The organism is Halotia branconii CENA392 (assembly GCF_029953635.1).
Taxonomy (GTDB): domain Bacteria; phylum Cyanobacteriota; class Cyanobacteriia; order Cyanobacteriales; family Nostocaceae; genus Halotia; species Halotia branconii.
Genome location: NZ_CP124543.1, coordinates 6,516,538 through 6,535,303, shown reverse-complemented (window position 1 = coordinate 6,535,303; position 18,766 = coordinate 6,516,538). Strand labels below are relative to the sequence as shown.

Here is an 18,766-nt window from a genome sequence, read left to right as displayed (position 1 = left end):
CTATGCCTAATCAAGAACCTTTACTTCCAACGGAATCTTCGGAGTTAGTTCCATCTCTGCAAGCAGAAGCTTCCGAACAAAAACCTGTAGTTGCGAAAAAAAAGCTACCCAAGCATATTTTTATAGTTGCTTTGGGAGCCACCTTAGCGATCATCGGCTTGCGAGTTGGTTGGTTAGTTTTATTTTCTAATTCTGTGGAATCTAGTGAGACTATCGCTAGTACTGTCAAACCTCTAGAGGTAGAAACTACTCTGACCGAGAAAGCGTTAACTCTGGGTGTAACCTCCTTGAGTGGTACTGTGGAAGCGGTAGAAACTGTTACTACCACTAGTCGCGTCATGGGACAGATTAAAAGTTTGCCAGTCCAAGAAGGCGACAGAGTTAAAGCAGGTCAAATCATTGCCATTATTGATGTTAAAGATATCCAAGCACAACGCAATCAAGCAGCAGCCGTTATTTCTCAAGCCCAGGCAGGTGTAACAGTTGCTACTGCTGCTCAAACTCAAGCCTTGGCAAGCAAGAGTCAGACGGAAGCACAACTCAATCAAGCAGAGGCACGTCAGCAGGAAGCCGCAGCCAAATTACAGGAAGCACAAGCACAACTAGCTGATGCCCAGCTAAATCAACGACGTATGACAATGCTGCGAAAGGATGGTGCTGTGAGTCAGTCACAACTAGATGCAGCCAATACACAGGTAGCATTAATTCAAGCTCGGATTCAACAGGTAAAAGCCGGAATTGAACAAACCAAGCGGGGAATTGAGCAAGCCAAAGCCGGGGTAAAACAAGCTGTTTCCCAAGTCCAGCAAGCCAAAGCCGGAGTAGAGCAAGCTGTTTCTCAAGTCCAGCAAGCCAAAGCCGGAGTAGAACAAGCGACTGCTAACTTAGACTACGGTATCGTTAAAGCTCCCTTTGCTGGGGTCGTTACCAAGAAACATACAGAAGTAGGTGCAATAGCGGGTTCGGGACAACCTTTGGTGACATTAGAAAGTAGCGATCGCCTGCGATTTAGCGTTGCAATACCAGAGTCAATGATGTCTTTGGTGAAACAAGGAGATGAAGTAGAAATACAACTAGATGCTCTCAATCGTTCTGTACGCGGACACGTAAATCAAATTATTCCTTCCGCCAACCCTAACAGTCGTAGTTTTACTGTCAAAATTGCCCTAAAAAATGCCAGAAATTTAATGCCAGGAATGTTTGGACGGATGCAACTACCTGATGAAAGTCACTCAGTAATGATGATTCCCCAAAGTGCTTTATTGAAACGAGGTCAGTTAGAAAGGGTTTATGTAGTTGGTGCAAATAACATTGCTCAATTGCGTTGGGTGAAAACAGGGAAAGTACGAGATAGCAAAGTGGAGATTGTTTCTGGATTAGAGCAAAAAGAGAGAATTATTACCAGAAATATAAAGCAACTAACTGATGGACAACACGTTGTATTATCCAATTAAAAAATTATGGAAAACATCAAATACATCAACAAAGACCTTGCCATTTTTATTGGACAGCCCTCTGCTGAAGAGTTAGAAAAATTACCTCAAGCTGGATTTAAATCTGTATTGAATTTACGTTCATCTAAAGAAGAAGGCTTTTTGAAGAATGAACAACGATCTGCTGAGGCAGTAGGGCTAAACTATGTCAATATACCGCTTCGACCCGATCGGTTAAATGATGAAATCATCGATCGGATATTAGTTGAAATTGACCAACTACCAAAACCGATGTTTAGTCACTGTAAATCTGGGTTACGTGCTGCTACTGCTACGTTGATTTACATTGCTATTCATGAAGGTTTGAGTCCTGAAGAAGCTTTTGCCAAAGGTAAAGAATTGGGTTTTGACTATGATGAAAAACCTGGAATTAAACAGTTTGTGTCCAAGTACGTTTCTAATTGTTTAAAATCGCCTATTTAGCCGAATGTAGAGACGTGAACTATCGCGTCTCTATAAAGGTTTGCACCATATATAAAATTAGCAACACCGTCAATTTAAAATATAAAATTATATGAATTGTAAAGGTTCCGAACATAATCTACGAAAACCATCTAAATTGGGTTTTGTTGGCTCCTTAGCTAAAAAATTTATTAACTCTAAACTAACTCCACTGATTATTTTAGTTTCATTATTGTTAGGCATTGGTGCAACCATAATTTTACCTCGTGAAGAAGAACCACAAATCACAGTGCCAATGGCAGATGTCTTTGTACAAATGCCTGGGGCTTCTGCAAAGGAAGTGGAACAGCGCGTTACGTTCCCAATGGAGAAACTGATCCAAGAATTGCCGGGGGTAGAATATGTCTACTCTACCTCCCGCCCTGGTTCATCTTTGGCAATCGTGCGATTTTATGTAGGGCAAAAAACAGAAGATGCGATCGTGCAGCTTTACAACAAGCTCTACGCCAACTTTGATAAAATTCCCTCTGGTGTTTCCCAGCCGTTGATTAAGTCTCGCTCGATTGATGACGTGCCGATTGTTACTTTAACTCTGTGGAGTAACCAAGTTAACGCTTCTGAATTACGTCAGATTGCCGCTCAATTAGACGAGCAAATTAAGCAAGTCCCAGATGTATCAGAAACAACCATCATTGGTGGTCAAAAACGACAATTGCGGATAGAACTCGATCCAATACGTTTAAATGCCTTTGGCTTGACTCCGTTGGAAATTTCCCAAGCTTTACAGTCACAAAATACTGAATTAGCAAGCGGTGCTTTAAGTCAAAATAATCAATCTTTCCTTGTGAGGACTCAGAGTTTTATTCGTTCGGCAGAAGATGCTGAGAATTTGGTTGTTACAGTTGCTAACAATCAACCTGTCTATCTGCGTGATGTGGCAAGTATTACTGATGGTGCAGAAGAACCAGCTAATTATGTATTTTTTGGACAAGGTAAAACTGGTGATAAACATTTTGTGAAGAACGCACCAACAGGTGAAGCTGATGCAGTCACCATCGCTATTGCCAAACGTCCGGGAGCAAACGCAATTCAAGTTTCTCATCGAGTATTGCACAAGTTAGAGCAAATCAAACGCAATTACATTCCCAGTTATGTGCAACTCACTGTCACACGAGACTATGGCGAAACGGCGGCAGAACGTTCTAATGAATTATTAGTACACATGGCGATCGCAGTTGTTTCTGTCACCATATTGATGTGGTTTGCATTGGGTAAAAAAGAGGCAATAGTGGTGGCAATTTCGATTCCTGTTACCTTAGCTCTCACCCTTGCTAGTTTTGTTTTCTATGGATTTACCCTGAATCGTGTAACTTTTTTTGCTCTAATTTTTTCGATTGGGATTTTAGTAGATGATGCGATCGTTGTTATAGAAAACGTTGGTCGTCATCTGCAAATGCCAGAGAATAAGATGCGTCTGCAATTATCGCCAAAGCGACAACAAACTCTACAAGCAATTGTCTTAGAAGCTGTAGATGAGGTAGGAAATCCCACAATTCTAGCGACTTTGACAGTAATTGCAGCGATTTTACCAATGGCATTTGTCGGCGGTTTAATGGGTCCTTACATGCCCCCTATTCCCCTTGGTGCTTCAGCAGCAATGATTTTCTCGGCTTTGGTAGCATTCATTGTTGTACCTTGGGCAACAGTGAAGATTTTTACTAATATTAAAACCCACCACCAAGAACACCAACAGGAAGATTTTCTCAGTCGCCTTTACCGTCGCTTCATGCGTCCTCTAATTGAGAATCAGAAGTGGGGAAATATTTTTATTGCCGGAACGCTGGCACTATTAATTGCAGCAATGGGACTGGCAGGATTTCGTCTTGTAATTTTTAAAATGTTGCCCTACGACAACAAAAGCGAGTTACAAATAGTCCTCAATATGCCAGAAGGAACGACTTTAGAACAGACTGCCAGAGTAACGCGAGAAATGGGAGAATACCTAACAACTGTTCCAGAAGTTATTAACTATCAAAGTTATATTGGTACTGCTTCACCTTACAACTTTAATGGGTTAGTGCGGCATTATTTTCTGCGTTCTGGTGGGAATGTAGCAGATATTCAGGTGAATTTCTTACCCAAAGGAGAACGTCAACGCCAAAGTCATGAAATTAGTAAAGCTATCCGTCCCAACTTAAAGAAAATAGCAGATAAATACGAGGCTCGCATCCAAATTGCGGAAATTCCACCAGGGCCGCCAGTACTGCAAACTCTGGTGACAGAAGTCTATGGCAGCGACTACAACCAACAGATTGACCTAGCCCGCCAAATTCGTCAACTGTACAAAGAAACTGCCGATATTGTCGATGTGGACTGGTACATGGAGTCACCACAGACAGAATACCATTTGGTTATTGACCGCGAAAAAGCAGCCCTCAATGGTATTAATCCGGGAGAAATTTCTGAAGTTTTACAAATGGCTCTTGCTGGTAAAAATGTAGGTTTGTTGCACGATGACAATGCACGCGAAGATGTGGGAGTAAATCTCCGATTTAACCAAGCAAATCGTACTAGCTTAGAAGACCTAAAATCGCTCAAAATTAAGGGCGAAAATAATAATTTAGTACCATTAAGTGACTTAATCAAAACTGAAACCACTACCGCCGACTACAGCATTTATCATAAGAACTTGAAGCCTGTATTGTATGTGATTGGCGATGTCTCCGGTAGAGTCGAGAGTGCGGTATATGCCATGCTCAACGTGCAATCGAAAATTGACAAACTCTCCCATGCGCTCGGTTATTCTATCGCTACCTATTTAACAGAGCAGCCTCCCACTACAGAAACCTACGCTATCAAATGGGATGGAGAGTGGCACGTCACTTATGAAGTATTCCGTGATTTAGGAATTGCTTTTGCTGTAGTCCTGATACTAATTTATGCTTTAGTAGTGGGTTGGTTTCAATCTTTTATTACCCCCCTAGTGATTATGGCAGCAATTCCGTTTTCACTAGTAGGAATTATGCCTGGCCATTGGCTGATGGGGGCTTTTTTCAGTGCTACTTCAATGATTGGCTTCATCGCCGGAGCCGGAATTGTGGTGAGAAATTCCATCATTTTGGTAGATTTTATTGAATTGCGATTACAAGAAGGGATGCCATTAGAAAAGGCAGTAATTGATGCTGGAGCAGTCCGGTTTCGTCCGATGTTACTAACCGCAGCAGCAGTAATAGTAGGCTCTGCAATTATTTTGACTGACCCCATTTTTCAGGGATTAGCTATTTCCTTGATGGCAGGAGAATTAGCATCTTTACTATTATCCCGCTCTGCTGTGCCGATTTTATACTACAAAGTTTGGCAACACAGAAAGTCAAAATCAATTGAAATCCCTATTACCTCTGTCAGCATCAAATAAAATCTGCTACTTTAATAGCGCGATCGCTCTACAGATAACGGCTAAAATGAGCGGCAGTAATTCATCTCGAATGATAGACGAGAAAATCTCAACTGTCCGCTCCATCATTTGTTTACAGCGATTTTCAGGTAAATGAACCACACTATTTTTATCTCACGCAAAGACGCAAAGACGCAAAGGAAGAAAAGAACAAACAAGACTGTGGTGTAAATACATGAAAACTGCTGTAAAGTGAGATACTGTAACAGCCTAGCTCAGAGTTAAGAGCTTTAGATCATCCTCTAAGCTGCCTGCCGTGGTCAGCGCGATCGCTAAACAATGATTCTTCGTTGACAGCAACGCCGTTTTGATAAAAAAGCAACCCGAAGCATTTTTAACTTGGGTTGCTTACATTGTTGTTGAGGAAATTAGAACGAACAGAATTTAGAATTAATTAACCGTGAATAGCAGGAGCAACCAAAGCTACAGGTTGAATCTCCCCAGCAGCTAAATCTAAGGGGAAGTTGTGAACGTTGCGTTCATGCATTGTTTCCATTCCCAAGTTAGCGCGGTTTAAAACATCAGCCCAAGTATTAATTACACGGCCTTGAGAATCAAGAAGGGACTGATTAAAGTTCAAACCATTGAGGTTAAAAGCAAAAGAGGATACAGCTAAGGCAGCACACCAGATACCAATTACTGGCCAAGCACCTAAGAAGAAGTGTAAAGCACGACTATTGTTAAAAGATGCGTATTGAAAGATCAATCTACCGAAGTAACCGTGAGCCGCAACAATATTGTAAGTTTCTTCTTCTTGACCAAATTTATAACCGTAGTTTTGGGATTCAATTTCAGAGGTTTCCCGAACTAAAGACGAAGTTACTAAAGAACCGTGCATGGCAGCGAATAAAGCACCACCAAAGACACCAACTACTCCTAACATGTGTAATGGGTGCATGAGAACGTTGTGTTCTGCTTGCAGTACAAACATGAAGTTAAAAGTACCACTAATCCCTAAAGGTAGCCCGTCAGAGAAAGAACCTTGACCCACAGAGTAAATTAATAGTACCGCAGTGGCAGCAGCAACAGGTGCGCTGTAGGCGATAGAAATCCAAGGACGCATCCCTAAGCGGTAAGATAATTCCCACTGGCGACCCATGTAGCAGAAAATACCAATTAGAAAGTGGAAAATAATCAACTGGTAAGGCCCGCCATTATATAACCACTCATCTAAGCTAGCCGCTTCCCAAATGGGATAAAAGTGCAGACCAATGGCATTGGAACTAGGCACAACCGCAGCAGTAATGATGTTATTGCCATAGAGTAAAGCACCACTAACAGGTTCACGAATACCATCTATGTCTACAGGTGGTGCAGCAATGAAAGCGATGATGAAACAAATGGTTGCTGTTAAGAGTGTGGGAATCATCAGTACGCCAAACCAACCAATATACATACGGTTGTCAGTACTGGTAATCCAATTGCAGAAGTTATCCCAAAGATTGTTACTTTGGCGTTGTTGCAGAGAAATAGTCATAATGTTTAATTTTGAGGTTAATCGTTGTTCAAGGCAAGTTAACCTTTTTATATTATTTAACTATATAGTTATATACAAGTCAAGCAAATCTCATATTGTTTGAGATATATTTTTACTCGGCAGTGAACTTAAGGGATAACAAGCAAAGCGTAACTTAGGCTGAGCAGGGTTTTCACTTTAATGACTGCTGAAGTTACCAATCGGATGTGTCGGACTTCTTAGCCGCGAGTATTTGCCATTGGCGATTTGAGCGATCGCTGCGGGGGATGGTGCTTTAGCTGCTACGCAAATTTGGCGAGACATTCGTAGGAATGTTGCGCGTCATTAGGAAGTCAATGGTTTGTAGGGAGTAGGGAAACTATTAAAAAACTTTTCTTTTGCTTGAGTGAGGAGACAGTTATTTATTGAGGGTGCTTAAGCCTTTGATCTGTTCAAATTCTTTAGCTCGTTTTTGTATTTGCTCACCAATGCGATCGCAAACTAATTCGCATAAATCAAAAATTACAGGGTCACTGATAGCATAGTAGACGCTAACTCCCTTTGGCTGACGAGATATCAAACCCGCTTGAGTCAACACTTTTAAATGTTTTGAGAGATTCGCTTGTCCTAAACCCGTAGCTTCACCCATTTCGGTGACGTTCATAGGCCCGGTTCTGAGACAACTCAAAATTTGTAAGCGACTGGTTTCAGAGAGTACCTTGAAATACTCAGCAACAGGAGCAAGTACTTCTGAAGTGTTCTTGGGAGAAAAGGTCTTTGACATAAAAATTCAATTTATTATTTATCTTATATTACTATATAGTTATAGTTTATCTAAATCTATTGCAGTTTTTGCTGCCTGGGGTGATGCTTTGGGTTCGCTTGTTCAGTTGCAATAGTTAATGGTTGAGGAAAGGGGTAAATCTGGCAAAACAACTTTCACTCTTATACCCCCTAGTTACCACAAAATCTACAAATTTCTAGCTTTCATTGCCTGAGTAGGTGGCAGATTCACATCTTTTGCCAAACCGAGTATTTTCAAAAATCTAATTACCCACCAAGTAATATCAATTTCCCACCAACGCCAACCACATTTGGCTACGTGAGGATAAGCATGGTGATTATTGTGCCACCCCTCGCCGTAAGTGAGAATAGCTGCCCACCAGAGATTACGAGAATTATCATTGCTAACAAAGCTGCGGTATCCCCACATATGAGTGACTGAGTTGATAAACCAAGTCGTATGCCAGAGAATCACAGATCTTAAAAACACACCATAGATAACGAATGACCAACCCCCCAGTGCGTAAAGTAATAATGTAAGTGGAAATTGCAGCATTATAAAGTAACGATTGAGCCAACGGTAAAAAGGATCTCGTACCAAATCGGGAGCAAATCGCTGATAATATTCATAATCAAAGAATTCTGGACGGGGATAAAAAATCCACAGCATATGACTCCACCAAAAACCTTTGCGGGCAGAGTAGGGATCTTTCTCTTCGTCTTCGGTGTAAGCATGATGCAAACGATGTCCAGCAACCCAGAAAATAGGCCCCCCTTGTATCGATAAAGCACCTAAAATAGCGATCGCATACTCTAACCATCGGGGTACTCGAAAGCTGCGATGACTCAGCAACCGATGATAGCCTAAACAAACTCCAATGCTGCCAAACAGCCAATGAAGAAATAGAGTCACACCCAATGCAGCCCAAGAGAAAAACCAAGGAGATAGTAATGCCAGTGCATGAATAGTACCGAAAAATGCTACAGCTGACCAATTAAGACGCAGAGGACGGGGATTCTCCGGTAAAGTGTAGGATAAATTGAATGTCACAAATACTTCCTCAACCACAAAAAATTCTAAAGAAATTGCTCAAATAGCTTGAGAAAACTCATACCATTTCACGAAAAATCTGATACAGATGTAAACCCTGAAAGGGTTACTGTATCTAAGTTTTTTAATTGCGAATTGCGACTTGCGAATTGTGAATTGGTATCAGCCATTGCGCGATCGCTAAGGTAGGTATCAAATACAGCAGTGATGTTACGGATGAGTAATCGTCCAGCGGGCGTGACTTCGATTAGATCGGGAGAAATTCTAATCAAGCCATCTGCTTCTAGCCATCGCAGTTGAGATTGTTCTTGGGCAAAATACTCTGTAAAATCACAATCAAAGCTCAAATGATATTTTTCTTCAATGTCATTTTGTGAAAGTTGAAATTGACACATCAACTCCATAATGACTGCACGGCGAATAATGTCATCGCGATTGAGTTTGACTCCTCTTTCAATTGGCAGTTCATCATTATCAATCGCCTGATAATAACTTTTCAAACTTTTATGATTCTGCACATAAACATCATGCAGCATACTAATTGAAGTCATGCCAAACCCAAATAAATCGGACTCCGGTTTAGTAGTGTATCCTTGAAAGTTGCGATGCAGTTGCCCGTTTTGTTGAGCGATCGCTAATTCATCGTTTGGTTTAGCGAAATGATCCTACGGCGGCAAGCTACGCAATCGATTAAAGTTCCTACTTGCTGAATATTGCGAGTGAGATATTCCAGGTAAACCTCTGCAATTAATCTTTGAACCGTTCGCTCTTAACGTTACCGCCGGGTAGGAACAAGAATTTGGTTTAAATACCCACTAAATGCTGTAATCCACTACCATTGTCTCTACCGCAGAATTACTAGAAGTATATTCTGTACTACCAGCTTGCTCTTGACGAGTAATCAAATCGAAGACATGCTCGCCAATTACTGCTTTTACATCTGCTTCTAACTCATGAACAACATCTCGATTCAGTTTAAAGGCGTAGTTTGCCTCATCCACAATCTTCTGAATCATTGCCTCATCTAGAGGAAGAAAATTCAATGCTTGACGATACTGCTGTTTAAATTCCCGCCTAGCTTCAGGGGTAGTAATCTGTTCAAATTCAAGCATCGCAGTACCACGATCTGGTGGTAAATCCATTGCTGATCGCGCAATCTTTCTCAATGCTTGCCCACCTTATAAATCTCCCATATAGCGAGTATAGGCATGAGCAATTAACAACTCTGGTTGTGTGTTGCCAACCTCATAAATGCGAGCAACATATACTTTACCTACTGGAGAAGGAACAATCTGCGATCGCCAGTTTTCGCCGTAATAATAGGCTAAATCTTTCTCTAAATTTGCCTTGCGATGCAGTTCGGGAAAGTACATCATTCCCATGATAGGATGATGTTGATACCACTCTAGTTGTTCTTCTAAAGCGCTGTAGACAAAGTAAAGATCCGCCAACAGCTTACGAAAAAAGCTCTTTTCCACGACACCTTTAAGAAAACATTTCATAAAAGCGGTATTTTCCGCCATTGTGTGCGAATGCTTAGTGCCTTCTCGTAAGCGAACATCTAAATGACTGCTCATTGTGAAACCCTTATGGTAAAGAATGTTGTTAAGTAGACGGACATAATTCTAAGAAACTGGCTTTTCCCTTCTGCCTTCTGCCCTTCGGGTTCGCAGTCGCTCATGGGGGAAACCACGCCAGTTCCTTCAAGTCGGGAAACCGCAAGGGCGGACTGGCTCCCCAAGACCGCGCTGACTCACCTTCTGCCTTCTACTTATTTTTGGACAAAAGTCTTATTCGTCCAATCGTGAGGCTGGAGAAATATTTCAGTAAGTTGTGCTTCGGGTGTTCCTGGTTCTGGCTCGTAGCAATATTCCCAGCGTACTAGAGGTGGTAAAGACATCAGAATAGATTCCGCCCTTCCCTGAGTTTGCAGACCGAAAACTGTTCCTCTGTCGTACACCAGATTAAACTCTGCGTAACGACCCCGACGGTATAGTTGAAAATGGCGCTGGCGACCGCCATACTCCATTTCCTGCCGTCGTTCCACAATTGGTACATAAGCAGGTAAAAATGCTAGACCGCACTGATGCACAAAGCTAAAAATATCTTTCCAGTCACGAGATACTGTTCCTACTTGTTGACTGTAGAGTGCTGCCGGACTATCTGTGTGGGAACCGACATACAGTTTTCCACTGGCATCCTGATAGTCAAAAAATATGCCGCCAATGCCTCGTTGCTCCTGGCGATGCCGCAGGTAAAAATATTCATCACACCAGCGTTTAAAGACTGGATAATACTCTGGATGATAAGTATCACAAGCACGTTTTAGAGTTTCGTGAAAGTGAACGGCATCTTCTGCAAAGGGATAGTAAGGCGTTAAATCAGCCCCGCCACCAAACCACCAAATCGGGCCAGCCTCAAAGTAGCGGTAGTTAAGGTGTACCGTTGGCACATAAGGATTGCGCGGATGCAGCACCAATGAAGTGCCAGTCGCAAAAAAATCATGTCCGGCTGCTTCTGGGCGTTGACTCAAAATCGCAGCAGGCAAAGTATCACCCCAAACTGCGGAAAAGTTCACGCCACCCTGTTCAAACACCCGCCCGTCTCGAATTACACGGGTGCGTCCTTCACCACCTTGCGATCGCTGCCAATTATCTTGCCGAAACCTTGCTTCTCCATCAAGTTCTTCCAGCGCGCTGCAAATTTCATCCTGTAACTTCTGCATGAATTGCTGCACTCGTTGCCGTGAATCCTTGGGTATTGTGTTGGTAGGTGATGCTAGCAATGAATTATCCAAATGACGACCCATTTTAAAACCTCTAAAACTTTGAGTAAGGGTAATTGCTACTGTTTAATCACTCTATAGTTATATGGTTTTTTAACTTTAAAATAGTTTCAAAACTTAACAAACTAAACTATCTAAGCTCTGGCTATCAAAGGCTTTCCGACTTTACTGAAGGATTGTAAACAGGTATAGCCAAAGAATCCTAAATAGTATAACTTTATAGTTATATAGATTTTAGTGGATTATTGCATTACTCATGGTCAATACCCTATCCAAGCCAGGAATTAAAACCCCCAGTCAAGAAACTGTACTCACCCCCCGGTTTTACACCACAGATTTTGAAACCGCAGCCAATCTTGATTTATCTGCCCAGGACACAGAATTGCAGGCGATGTTGGCAGAAATGCGGACAGATTACAACCGCCACCATTTTGTTCGCGATGAAGCGTTTGCCCAATCTTGGGAACACATTGATGGTGAAGCCAGGCAGGCGTTTATTGAGTATTTGGAACGCTCTTGCATTTCTGAGTTTTCCGGTTTCTTGCTATTCAAGGAATTATCTCGCAAATTAAAAAATCGCAGTCCACTGTTAGCGGAAATATTTCAGTTGATGGCGCGTGATGAAGCCCGCCACGCCGGATTTCTTAATAAAGCAATGGGCGACTTTAAAGTTTCTCTCGACTTAGGAGATATTACTAAAACCCGCACTTATACGTTTTTCCCTATAGAGTGGGTGATTTATACAGTCTACCTATCGGAAAAAATCGGCTACTGGCGCTACATCATTATCTATCGCCATTTACAGCAGCACCCAGAAAACGAGTTTTATCCCATCTTCCGTAAATTTGAAAGTTGGTGTCAGGATGAAAACCGTCACGGAGATATATTCAAGGCACTTTTACGTTCTCAACCGCAACTATGGAACAACTGGAAAGCTAGGCTGTGGAGTCGCTTTTTCTTACTATCGGTATTTGCTACCCACACCCTGACAGTTCACGAACGGACTGGTTTTTACAAATCGCTAGGACTTGATGCCACAGAATTTGATCGTCAAGTTGTCCGCAACACTAATGAAACTGCGGGACGGGCTTTTCCTGTGATGCTGAATACCGAACATCCTCAATTTTTCCCCCGTCTGCAACGTTGTGCGGATTACAACTTGAAAATTGCAGAGATTGAGCGCAGTTCTGGGTCAAAACTAGTGAAACTGATTCGTAAACTACCTTTGATTGCAGCAATTGTTGGGAATCTGCTGTTACTTTACCTCATCAAACCCATTGATGCTGAAGCTTTGCGCTTAACCGTGCGTTAGCTATTAAGCAAGTAGTGATACAAATATGAATGCAATACAATCTCTGCCTAACTCACAGTTTTCTTCTGTTTATGGCCCTGTGAAATCTTGGCGATTTGGGCGATCGCTTGGTATTGACCCTATTGGTATGGTATCTACTTGCTCGTTTAACTGTGTTTACTGCCAATTAGGGAACATTCAAAAGCAGATAAGTCAAAGGCAGATTTTTGTACCTACAGCCCAAATCATTCACGAACTGCAAGCGATCGCCTGGGAAAATATAGATGTAGTTACTCTCAGTGGCAGTGGCGAACCGACCTTAGCGCTGAATTTAGCAGAAATCCTCGCTGCTGTTAAAAAAGTCACAAAACTACCAACTATAGTTTTGACCAATAGTACCTTGCTAGGCGATCGCACAGTTCGTAGTGCTTTGAAATTGGCAGACATTGTTGTTGTGAAACTAGATGCTATCTCAGCAAATCAACTCCAGCGAATTAACCAACCTGTAGCGGAAATCGATTTAGCAGATATACTCGCGGGAATCGAGCAATTTCGGCAAGAATATCAAGGGTTTCTAGCCATTCAAACCATGATTTTATCTCCTTGGAAATCAGACATGGTAAGAGATTACATCCAAATGCTAGAACGTCTCAAGCTTGACGAAATTCAACTCAACACTCCTTCTCGTCCCCGCGTCTTGGTTCGTCAGTTGGATGCTAGGGGTAATAACATCACAGAATCAAGCAGTTATGTTTGTCAGAATCTCAGGTGTGTCAGTGCTGATGTCCTATCCGCGCTAGCTAGACAAATTCACACTGCCACTAAAATTCCAGTACGTTGCCCTCCAAAGACTTCGCTATAGTTAACAAGGAGCTAAACAGATGAAAACTAAACCGATTGACCCATCAATAGCACTTAGAGAAATTCCCTCTGGCTATCTCAACATTATGGGTTATGTTGATTGCTCGGAAGTTAACGGCCCTGGCTGTCGTGCTGTTATTTGGGTACAAGGTTGTGCGCGTGAATGTCCTGGCTGCTTTAATCCTGACTCTTGGTCATTTGAGATTAAACAATTAATTGCTGTTGATACCCTTGTTGAAAACATTCTCAGCAACCCTCGTAACACAGGTGTAACTTTCTCTGGAGGCGAACCTTTTTGGCAAGCACCAGCACTGGCGGATTTAGCGAGTAAGCTAAGATCTGCCGGATTAAACGTAATATCTTTTAGTGGCTTCACTCTCGAACAACTACAGTCTAAATCTGCACCGCCAGGTTCGCAAGCATTGTTAGAACAACTAGATATTTTGATTGACGGGCCTTTTGTGCAATCTCTGGCAATTAATTCTCCTGATTCTCCAGTTGCTTCCAGCAATCAAAAAGTTCGTGTATTTAACCCAGCTTTTCAAAACCAGATTACTTGGGCTAGCGACCAAATAGAAGTTCATATTCTTAAAGATGGTAGCCGCATTATTACTGGCTATCAAGGTGGACTGGAATTAGTATAAATCACCTGAGAGAGTTGAGGATCAGGAAACTCCCAGAAATAAATTTGAAATTTCAGATTTTTGGATCTAACCGAAAATTTATAGGCTGATGATTCAATTTCTACTAACTCTTTTAAATTCCTGGAAAAAGCCAATTTTAGTAGTGCCTTGCTCGATAGAGTTAACTTTAATCAGGCTAACCCAGGTAAGTAGATAGTTGTGATTAAGACAGCGATCGCACTTGCATGTTATTGTTTAGAGCGATCGCTCAACTTCAATCATGAACCGTACCATCAGGCATAATCGCTCCCTGGAAATCAACGTCAGTGACAATTGCTCCGGTTAAATCTGCTCCTTGCAGATTAGCCTTTCGCAAAATAGCACCATTAAGATCTGCATAGCTCAAGTCTGCTCCTTGCAAACTGGCTTCACTAAGATCCGTCGCCAAATCTCCCCACTGGATTCTTCGACTCAGGTCTGCCCGACATAACTTCGCTTCATCTAAGTTGGCGTGATGCATACAAGCAGCTCTTAGGTCAGCGTAGCTCAAGTCTGCCCTAGTTAAAACTGCATATCCTAGGTCTGTGCGCTGGTCGGAACTAGGACGCAAGTCTGCTTGAAATAGCAGGCAACCAGAGAGATTTGCACCATTAAAATTAGCACCACATAAACTAGCTTTGATTAAGTTGGCTTTGTCTAGGCGGGTCTGAACCAGCTTTGCACCTGTCAAATCAGCTTCACGAAGAATAGCGCAATACAAGTCTGCTTCACTTAAGTCTATTCCCCAGAGGATCGCTTCACTCAAGTTAGTTTCCCGCAGACATGCTTGGTTGAAGTTGGTTTTACCCAGTCGTGTCTGACGTAAATCGGCATTACTAAAATCTATACCTCTGAGGTTTGCATTCGTCAACTCTGCTTCTTGCAGATTTACTCGCTGAAAGCTTCGTTCTCCAGCAGCATAGCGTTTGAGAATTTCATCCACATCCATCATACTCACCGTTTGCGTAATAGGAGTTGACTTTTAGCCATCAAGTACCTTTTCTAGAGCGTTATCTTCGACTAGACTACCTTCTTGTAAAGAAGTATCAACTTTTTTCTCTTCTTCTAGAAGTGCTTCGATTTGGGCAAAAAGCTTATTAATTTTTTAAGCTTTTTATCATCATTCCAGATTTTACTTTTTTTCAGTACTTTGTATATTTTGTCAGCTTTTTCTTTTTGTTCATGATTGTGGGATGGTAGCTTATTTTCTGACTGCTAATGAAGAATATTTCCTACTAAAATCCTAATTTTAGATAGTGATAGACTTTCTGCGATCGCCTTATCTAAAACTTTCTGTCTTTGATCATCATTTTTTATCCGGTTAACTTCCTTGGCTTTTGTATATTCAATGAACTTTGTTGCAATGCCGTTTGGATATCTAAATGGAGTTTGAGTCAGGGAAGGCGATTAGCTACAAACGACTGCCAAGTAATTTTTCCTAACTTTGATTTAGGAATGGGAGCAGTAACGTGTATGCACCCTTCAACCTTTTGTTTAATCTCTTCCAATATTCCTGTGTCTTGAAGATTACGATTATTAGTTTAGTGTTACATCTATCTTTTGGCGATAGTTCCGCCGGTGCTTTTAATGCCAGCTTTGATGCTAATATCTAGAGTTGCTTGCCGGACAGAACACACACCCTAAGGAGAAATCACCATGACCCTGACAATGACACCCACCATTACCGCCTTTGAACGGTCGCCTGATGGGGGCAAGGGACTGGCGCGTGACATGCGCGTTCGCTGGGCGCTCGAAGAAGTGGGCCAACCTTACAACGTTCGTCTTGTTTCGTTCAAACAGATGAAGCAACCCGCGCACCGTGCGCTTCATCCTTTCGGGCAAATTCCAACCTATGAGTCAGGTGATCTCGCCCTGTTCGAGTCGGGGGCAATCGTGTTCCAGATCGCGGAGCGCCATACAGGGCTGTTGCCAGACGATGCGAATAGTCGAGCGCGAGCGATCGCATGGATGTTTGCCGCACTCAACACGATGGAACCGCCAATTGTTGATCGGGAAATCGTCACGTACTTAGAGCGTGATCAGGTCTGGTACGAGCAGCGCCTGCGTGTCGTCGAAGGTCGCATCCGTAATCGGCTCTTAGAACTTTCCAGTCACCTTGGAGATGCCGACTGGCTCGATGGCGCATTTAGCGTAGGCGACCTGATGATGGTGTCAGTGCTGCTCAGGTTGAAAGAATCGGGTATGCTGGACGACTATCCGAATCTCTCTACCTATGTCGCCCGTGGCGAAGCGCGACCCGCCTTCAAGCGTGCTTTCGCCGCTCAACTAGCGGTTTTCACTGATCGCCTAAAATAAAGCAATACCCAAGCTTTTTGTAAGTTTGAGTATTGCTAAAGATGAAATGAAATTGTAAGTTACCAACAAATTACAAATAATAGTAATTGGCTAATAAGCACCGCTATTTCTATTAAACAGAACGGCTATAGTTTTGAAAATTAACTTCAAATCATACAGTAAACTCCAATTCTTTTGATATAGCAAATCCAGACGAATTACATCTTCAAAACTACGTACTGTAGATCGCCCATTAACTTGCCATTCTCCAGTCATACCGGGTTTAACATCCAAACGTTGCCATTCTGGTACTTCGTAACGTTCTACTTCATCAGGTGTGGGTGGCCTAGTACCAACTAAACTCATATCTCCTTTTAAAACGTTCCAAAATTGAGGTAATTCATCCAGGCTGGTACGCCGCAGAAAGCGTCCTACTCGCGTAATTCTGGGATCGTTTTCATTCTTGAAAAATGCACCTTGTACTTGGTTTTTGACTTGGGCTTTCTTCGCTTCCGCATCTACACACATAGAACGGAATTTCCAAATCTTAAACCGCTTACCCATCCATCCACAACGGATTTGTTTAAAGAAAATAGGGCCGGGATCATCAATTTGAATGGCAATTACTATAGGAATAGACAAAACTCCTATAATTATCAAACCCACTAATGCACCCACAATATCTATGAAGCGTTTCATCCAAGACGTTACAGAGGGATGAGTAGCTGGTAGCTGCTCTATCTTACGGGAAACATTCTTAGGGGTGTCTGCTTCTATTGTTGGTGTTTCACTATGAGATTCTATAGGAAAAACTTGATCTAATCCTGTGAGATTAAGTACTGCTGTTACCTGAGGTGTAACATTCCCCAGAATCAAAACAATCCCTTTTTCTTGAGCAGTTTTGAAATTACTCACAAGCGCACCTAAACCACTACTATCCATAAAAGTAGTTTGCTGAAAATCAATGATGATTCGTTTGGGATACGAGTCTGCTTGAGTTAACTCTTGAAAAGTTTGTTTGAAACCTACTGCCTCAAGCACGCTTAATCGCGTTGGCATCTGTAATATTGCCGTTTCATTGAGGGAAGTAATAGGAAATTCTGCTTCTGTAGGTTGGCTAGTCATGAAGCTTTGCACTTTCGTTGCCATGTAAATTTAATTTGCGAAAGTTTAGTTTGTCTTAGAAAATTACGTAACCTCATGTTAACTGGATATTTAGATATGTAGGAATTAAGAGTTAATAGTTTAACTGTCAAGGGTGAAAGCAAAGATTGTCAGCGACGATTCACAATAGAACAAGAAGTAAAAAAAACATACCTGCTTTTGTGCTGGTGTCGCGCGATCGCCTTGCTAATATCCCATGACTGCTAAAACTACAGTTCAACCTACTGCACGCCTGATTGAGGTCTTTTCTGCTATTCAAGGGGAAGGACTGAATGTCGGGACACGTCAGATTTTTATTCGTTTCGCTTATTGTGACTTGCGCTGTCACTTTTGCGATAGTGCCCACACCTGGATTGCGCCCCCTACCTGTCGGATAGAGCGATCGCCTGGATTACGTAATTTTGAAATCCACTCGAATCCTGTCCCACTGCCCATTTTAGTAGAATGGGTTGAAAGCCAAAATCTACCTTGTCTACACGATAGCATTAGCTTAACCGGAGGCGAACCCCTTCTTCATGCAGCTTTCTTAAAGGAATTTTTGCCCCAAGTGCGATCGCTTACAAATCTGCCTGTATATCTAGAGACTGGTGGACATCGCCCAGAGCAATTAGCTATGATTTCGCCTTATCTAGACTCTGTAGGTATGGATTTAAAACTGCCTAGCGTCAGTGGTGAGAGCCATTGGCAAGAACATATAAAGTTTCTGCAATTATGCCAATCTTCATCTTTAGAGACTTTTGTGAAGATTATTATTTCTCATCATACAGATCCAACCGAGTTGGAATATGCGGCTTCTTTAGTGGCTGATGTCAGTTCTGATATTCCAGTCTTTTTACAACCTGTCACACCTCTAGCAGCGTCTGAAAAACTAACTTTAGAGCCTATACTTGCCCCGACTCCACAACAAGTTTTGATGTGGCAAGCTTTAATGAAAAAGTTTGTTCCCCATGTCCGTGTTATACCCCAAACTCATAAAATGTTAAATCAGCTGTAAATTATCTCCAGCCTGGTGTCGAGAAATAATTCACGAATAGATTGACGGCGATTGATCGTGTCTCCCTCTATGTGG

At 42.1% G+C, this 18,766-nt stretch carries 15 protein-coding genes and 3 pseudogenes; 8 read left to right on the top strand and 10 right to left on the bottom strand.

Features of this window, described 5'->3' with window-relative positions; translation table 11 throughout:
- Positions 1 to 2 precede the first annotated feature (2 nt).
- From QI031_RS28600 to QI031_RS28590, 3 genes are all read left to right on the top strand, one after another.
- Positions 3 to 1,454: an efflux RND transporter periplasmic adaptor subunit gene (locus tag QI031_RS28600; RefSeq protein ID WP_281482934.1), complete on the top strand. Its 1,452-nt coding sequence runs from the start codon at positions 3 to 5 to the stop codon at positions 1,452 to 1,454.
- A gap of 6 nt (positions 1,455 to 1,460) precedes the next feature.
- On the top strand, positions 1,461 to 1,916 hold the full coding sequence (locus tag QI031_RS28595; protein ID WP_281482933.1) for a protein tyrosine phosphatase family protein: 456 nt from the start codon (positions 1,461 to 1,463) through the stop codon (positions 1,914 to 1,916).
- Between the two features lie 91 nt (positions 1,917 to 2,007).
- Complete coding sequence (locus tag QI031_RS28590) at positions 2,008 to 5,310, top strand: efflux RND transporter permease subunit (protein ID WP_281482932.1); 3,303 nt, start codon at positions 2,008 to 2,010, stop codon at positions 5,308 to 5,310.
- Positions 5,311 to 5,743: 433 nt separating this feature from the next.
- On the opposite strand, the gene psbA is transcribed toward QI031_RS28590, so the two are convergent.
- From psbA to hemF, 7 genes and pseudogenes are all read right to left on the bottom strand, one after another.
- Complete coding sequence (psbA, locus tag QI031_RS28585) at positions 5,744 to 6,826, bottom strand: photosystem II q(b) protein (protein ID WP_281482931.1); 1,083 nt, start codon at positions 6,824 to 6,826, stop codon at positions 5,744 to 5,746.
- 177 nt (positions 6,827 to 7,003) lie between these two features.
- Positions 7,004 to 7,129, bottom strand: a complete 126-nt coding sequence (locus tag QI031_RS28580; protein ID WP_281482930.1) for a hypothetical protein — start codon at positions 7,127 to 7,129, stop codon at positions 7,004 to 7,006.
- A 94-nt stretch (positions 7,130 to 7,223) separates the two neighbouring features.
- Positions 7,224 to 7,589, bottom strand: a complete 366-nt coding sequence (locus tag QI031_RS28575) for an ArsR/SmtB family transcription factor (RefSeq protein WP_281482929.1) — start codon at positions 7,587 to 7,589, stop codon at positions 7,224 to 7,226.
- A gap of 186 nt (positions 7,590 to 7,775) precedes the next feature.
- The gene (locus tag QI031_RS28570) at positions 7,776 to 8,639 is read right to left on the bottom strand and encodes an acyl-CoA desaturase (protein WP_281482928.1); all 864 of its coding nucleotides are present in this window, start codon (positions 8,637 to 8,639) and stop codon (positions 7,776 to 7,778) included.
- A gap of 173 nt (positions 8,640 to 8,812) precedes the next feature.
- Positions 8,813 to 9,304: pseudogene (locus QI031_RS28565) on the bottom strand (oxygen-independent coproporphyrinogen III oxidase); the annotation flags it as partial.
- Between the two features lie 150 nt (positions 9,305 to 9,454).
- Positions 9,455 to 10,216 (bottom strand): annotated as a pseudogene (locus QI031_RS28560) (biliverdin-producing heme oxygenase).
- Positions 10,217 to 10,410: 194 nt separating this feature from the next.
- Positions 10,411 to 11,448 carry an oxygen-dependent coproporphyrinogen oxidase gene (gene hemF, locus QI031_RS28555; RefSeq protein WP_281482927.1) on the bottom strand — a complete coding sequence of 346 codons (1,038 nt, stop codon included), beginning with the start codon at positions 11,446 to 11,448 and terminating at the stop codon, positions 10,411 to 10,413.
- Positions 11,449 to 11,680: 232 nt separating this feature from the next.
- Here hemF and acsF point away from each other — a divergent pair, with 232 nt between their 5' ends.
- From acsF to QI031_RS28540, 3 genes are read left to right on the top strand one after another with little or no spacing between them, the layout of a single operon-like run.
- Positions 11,681 to 12,736, top strand: coding sequence for a magnesium-protoporphyrin IX monomethyl ester (oxidative) cyclase (gene acsF, locus QI031_RS28550; protein WP_281482926.1), 1,056 nt, complete (start codon positions 11,681 to 11,683; stop codon positions 12,734 to 12,736).
- 25 nt (positions 12,737 to 12,761) lie between these two features.
- On the top strand, positions 12,762 to 13,577 hold the full coding sequence (locus QI031_RS28545; RefSeq protein WP_281482925.1) for a radical SAM protein: 816 nt from the start codon (positions 12,762 to 12,764) through the stop codon (positions 13,575 to 13,577).
- A 19-nt stretch (positions 13,578 to 13,596) separates the two neighbouring features.
- A complete protein-coding gene (locus QI031_RS28540; RefSeq protein WP_281482924.1) occupies positions 13,597 to 14,220 on the top strand; it encodes a 4Fe-4S single cluster domain-containing protein in 624 nt (207 codons plus the stop codon).
- 253 nt (positions 14,221 to 14,473) lie between these two features.
- On the opposite strand, the gene hetL is transcribed toward QI031_RS28540, so the two are convergent.
- Together hetL and QI031_RS28530 are read right to left on the bottom strand one after the other, a co-directional pair.
- Positions 14,474 to 15,187 carry a heterocyst differentiation pentapeptide repeat protein HetL gene (gene hetL / locus QI031_RS28535; protein ID WP_281486149.1) on the bottom strand — a complete coding sequence of 238 codons (714 nt, stop codon included), beginning with the start codon at positions 15,185 to 15,187 and terminating at the stop codon, positions 14,474 to 14,476.
- A gap of 33 nt (positions 15,188 to 15,220) precedes the next feature.
- Positions 15,221 to 15,776, bottom strand: a pseudogene (locus QI031_RS28530) (hypothetical protein); the annotation flags it as partial.
- A gap of 118 nt (positions 15,777 to 15,894) precedes the next feature.
- On the opposite strand from QI031_RS28530, the gene QI031_RS28525 reads away from it, so the two are divergent.
- Positions 15,895 to 16,554, top strand: a complete 660-nt coding sequence (locus tag QI031_RS28525; protein WP_281482923.1) for a glutathione S-transferase family protein — start codon at positions 15,895 to 15,897, stop codon at positions 16,552 to 16,554.
- 90 nt (positions 16,555 to 16,644) lie between these two features.
- Here QI031_RS28525 and QI031_RS28520 read toward each other — a convergent pair whose 3' ends face one another.
- Positions 16,645 to 17,682: an anti-sigma factor antagonist gene (locus QI031_RS28520; RefSeq protein ID WP_281482922.1), complete on the bottom strand. Its 1,038-nt coding sequence runs from the start codon at positions 17,680 to 17,682 to the stop codon at positions 16,645 to 16,647.
- Positions 17,683 to 17,893: 211 nt separating this feature from the next.
- On the opposite strand from QI031_RS28520, the gene QI031_RS28515 reads away from it, so the two are divergent.
- The gene (locus QI031_RS28515) at positions 17,894 to 18,691 is read left to right on the top strand and encodes a 7-carboxy-7-deazaguanine synthase QueE (RefSeq protein WP_281482921.1); all 798 of its coding nucleotides are present in this window, start codon (positions 17,894 to 17,896) and stop codon (positions 18,689 to 18,691) included.
- Positions 18,692 to 18,766 lie beyond the last annotated feature (75 nt).

Coding starts and splice junctions, on each gene's coding strand:
- hetL (WP_281486149.1), bottom strand. CDS start 15,187: ATGGATGTGGATGAAATTCTCAAACGCTATGCTGCTGGAGAACGAAGC.
- QI031_RS28580 (WP_281482930.1), bottom strand. CDS start 7,129: ATGTCTCGCCAAATTTGCGTAGCAGCTAAAGCACCATCCCCCGCAGCG.
- QI031_RS28575 (WP_281482929.1), bottom strand. CDS start 7,589: ATGTCAAAGACCTTTTCTCCCAAGAACACTTCAGAAGTACTTGCTCCT.
- psbA (WP_281482931.1), bottom strand. CDS start 6,826: ATGACTATTTCTCTGCAACAACGCCAAAGTAACAATCTTTGGGATAAC.
- QI031_RS28545 (WP_281482925.1), top strand. CDS start 12,762: ATGAATGCAATACAATCTCTGCCTAACTCACAGTTTTCTTCTGTTTAT.
- QI031_RS28595 (WP_281482933.1), top strand. CDS start 1,461: ATGGAAAACATCAAATACATCAACAAAGACCTTGCCATTTTTATTGGA.
- QI031_RS28525 (WP_281482923.1), top strand. CDS start 15,895: ATGACCCTGACAATGACACCCACCATTACCGCCTTTGAACGGTCGCCT.
- QI031_RS28515 (WP_281482921.1), top strand. CDS start 17,894: ATGACTGCTAAAACTACAGTTCAACCTACTGCACGCCTGATTGAGGTC.
- QI031_RS28590 (WP_281482932.1), top strand. CDS start 2,008: ATGAATTGTAAAGGTTCCGAACATAATCTACGAAAACCATCTAAATTG.
- acsF (WP_281482926.1), top strand. CDS start 11,681: ATGGTCAATACCCTATCCAAGCCAGGAATTAAAACCCCCAGTCAAGAA.
- QI031_RS28540 (WP_281482924.1), top strand. CDS start 13,597: ATGAAAACTAAACCGATTGACCCATCAATAGCACTTAGAGAAATTCCC.
- QI031_RS28520 (WP_281482922.1), bottom strand. CDS start 17,682: ATGGCAACGAAAGTGCAAAGCTTCATGACTAGCCAACCTACAGAAGCA.
- hemF (WP_281482927.1), bottom strand. CDS start 11,448: ATGGGTCGTCATTTGGATAATTCATTGCTAGCATCACCTACCAACACA.
- QI031_RS28600 (WP_281482934.1), top strand. CDS start 3: ATGCCTAATCAAGAACCTTTACTTCCAACGGAATCTTCGGAGTTAGTT.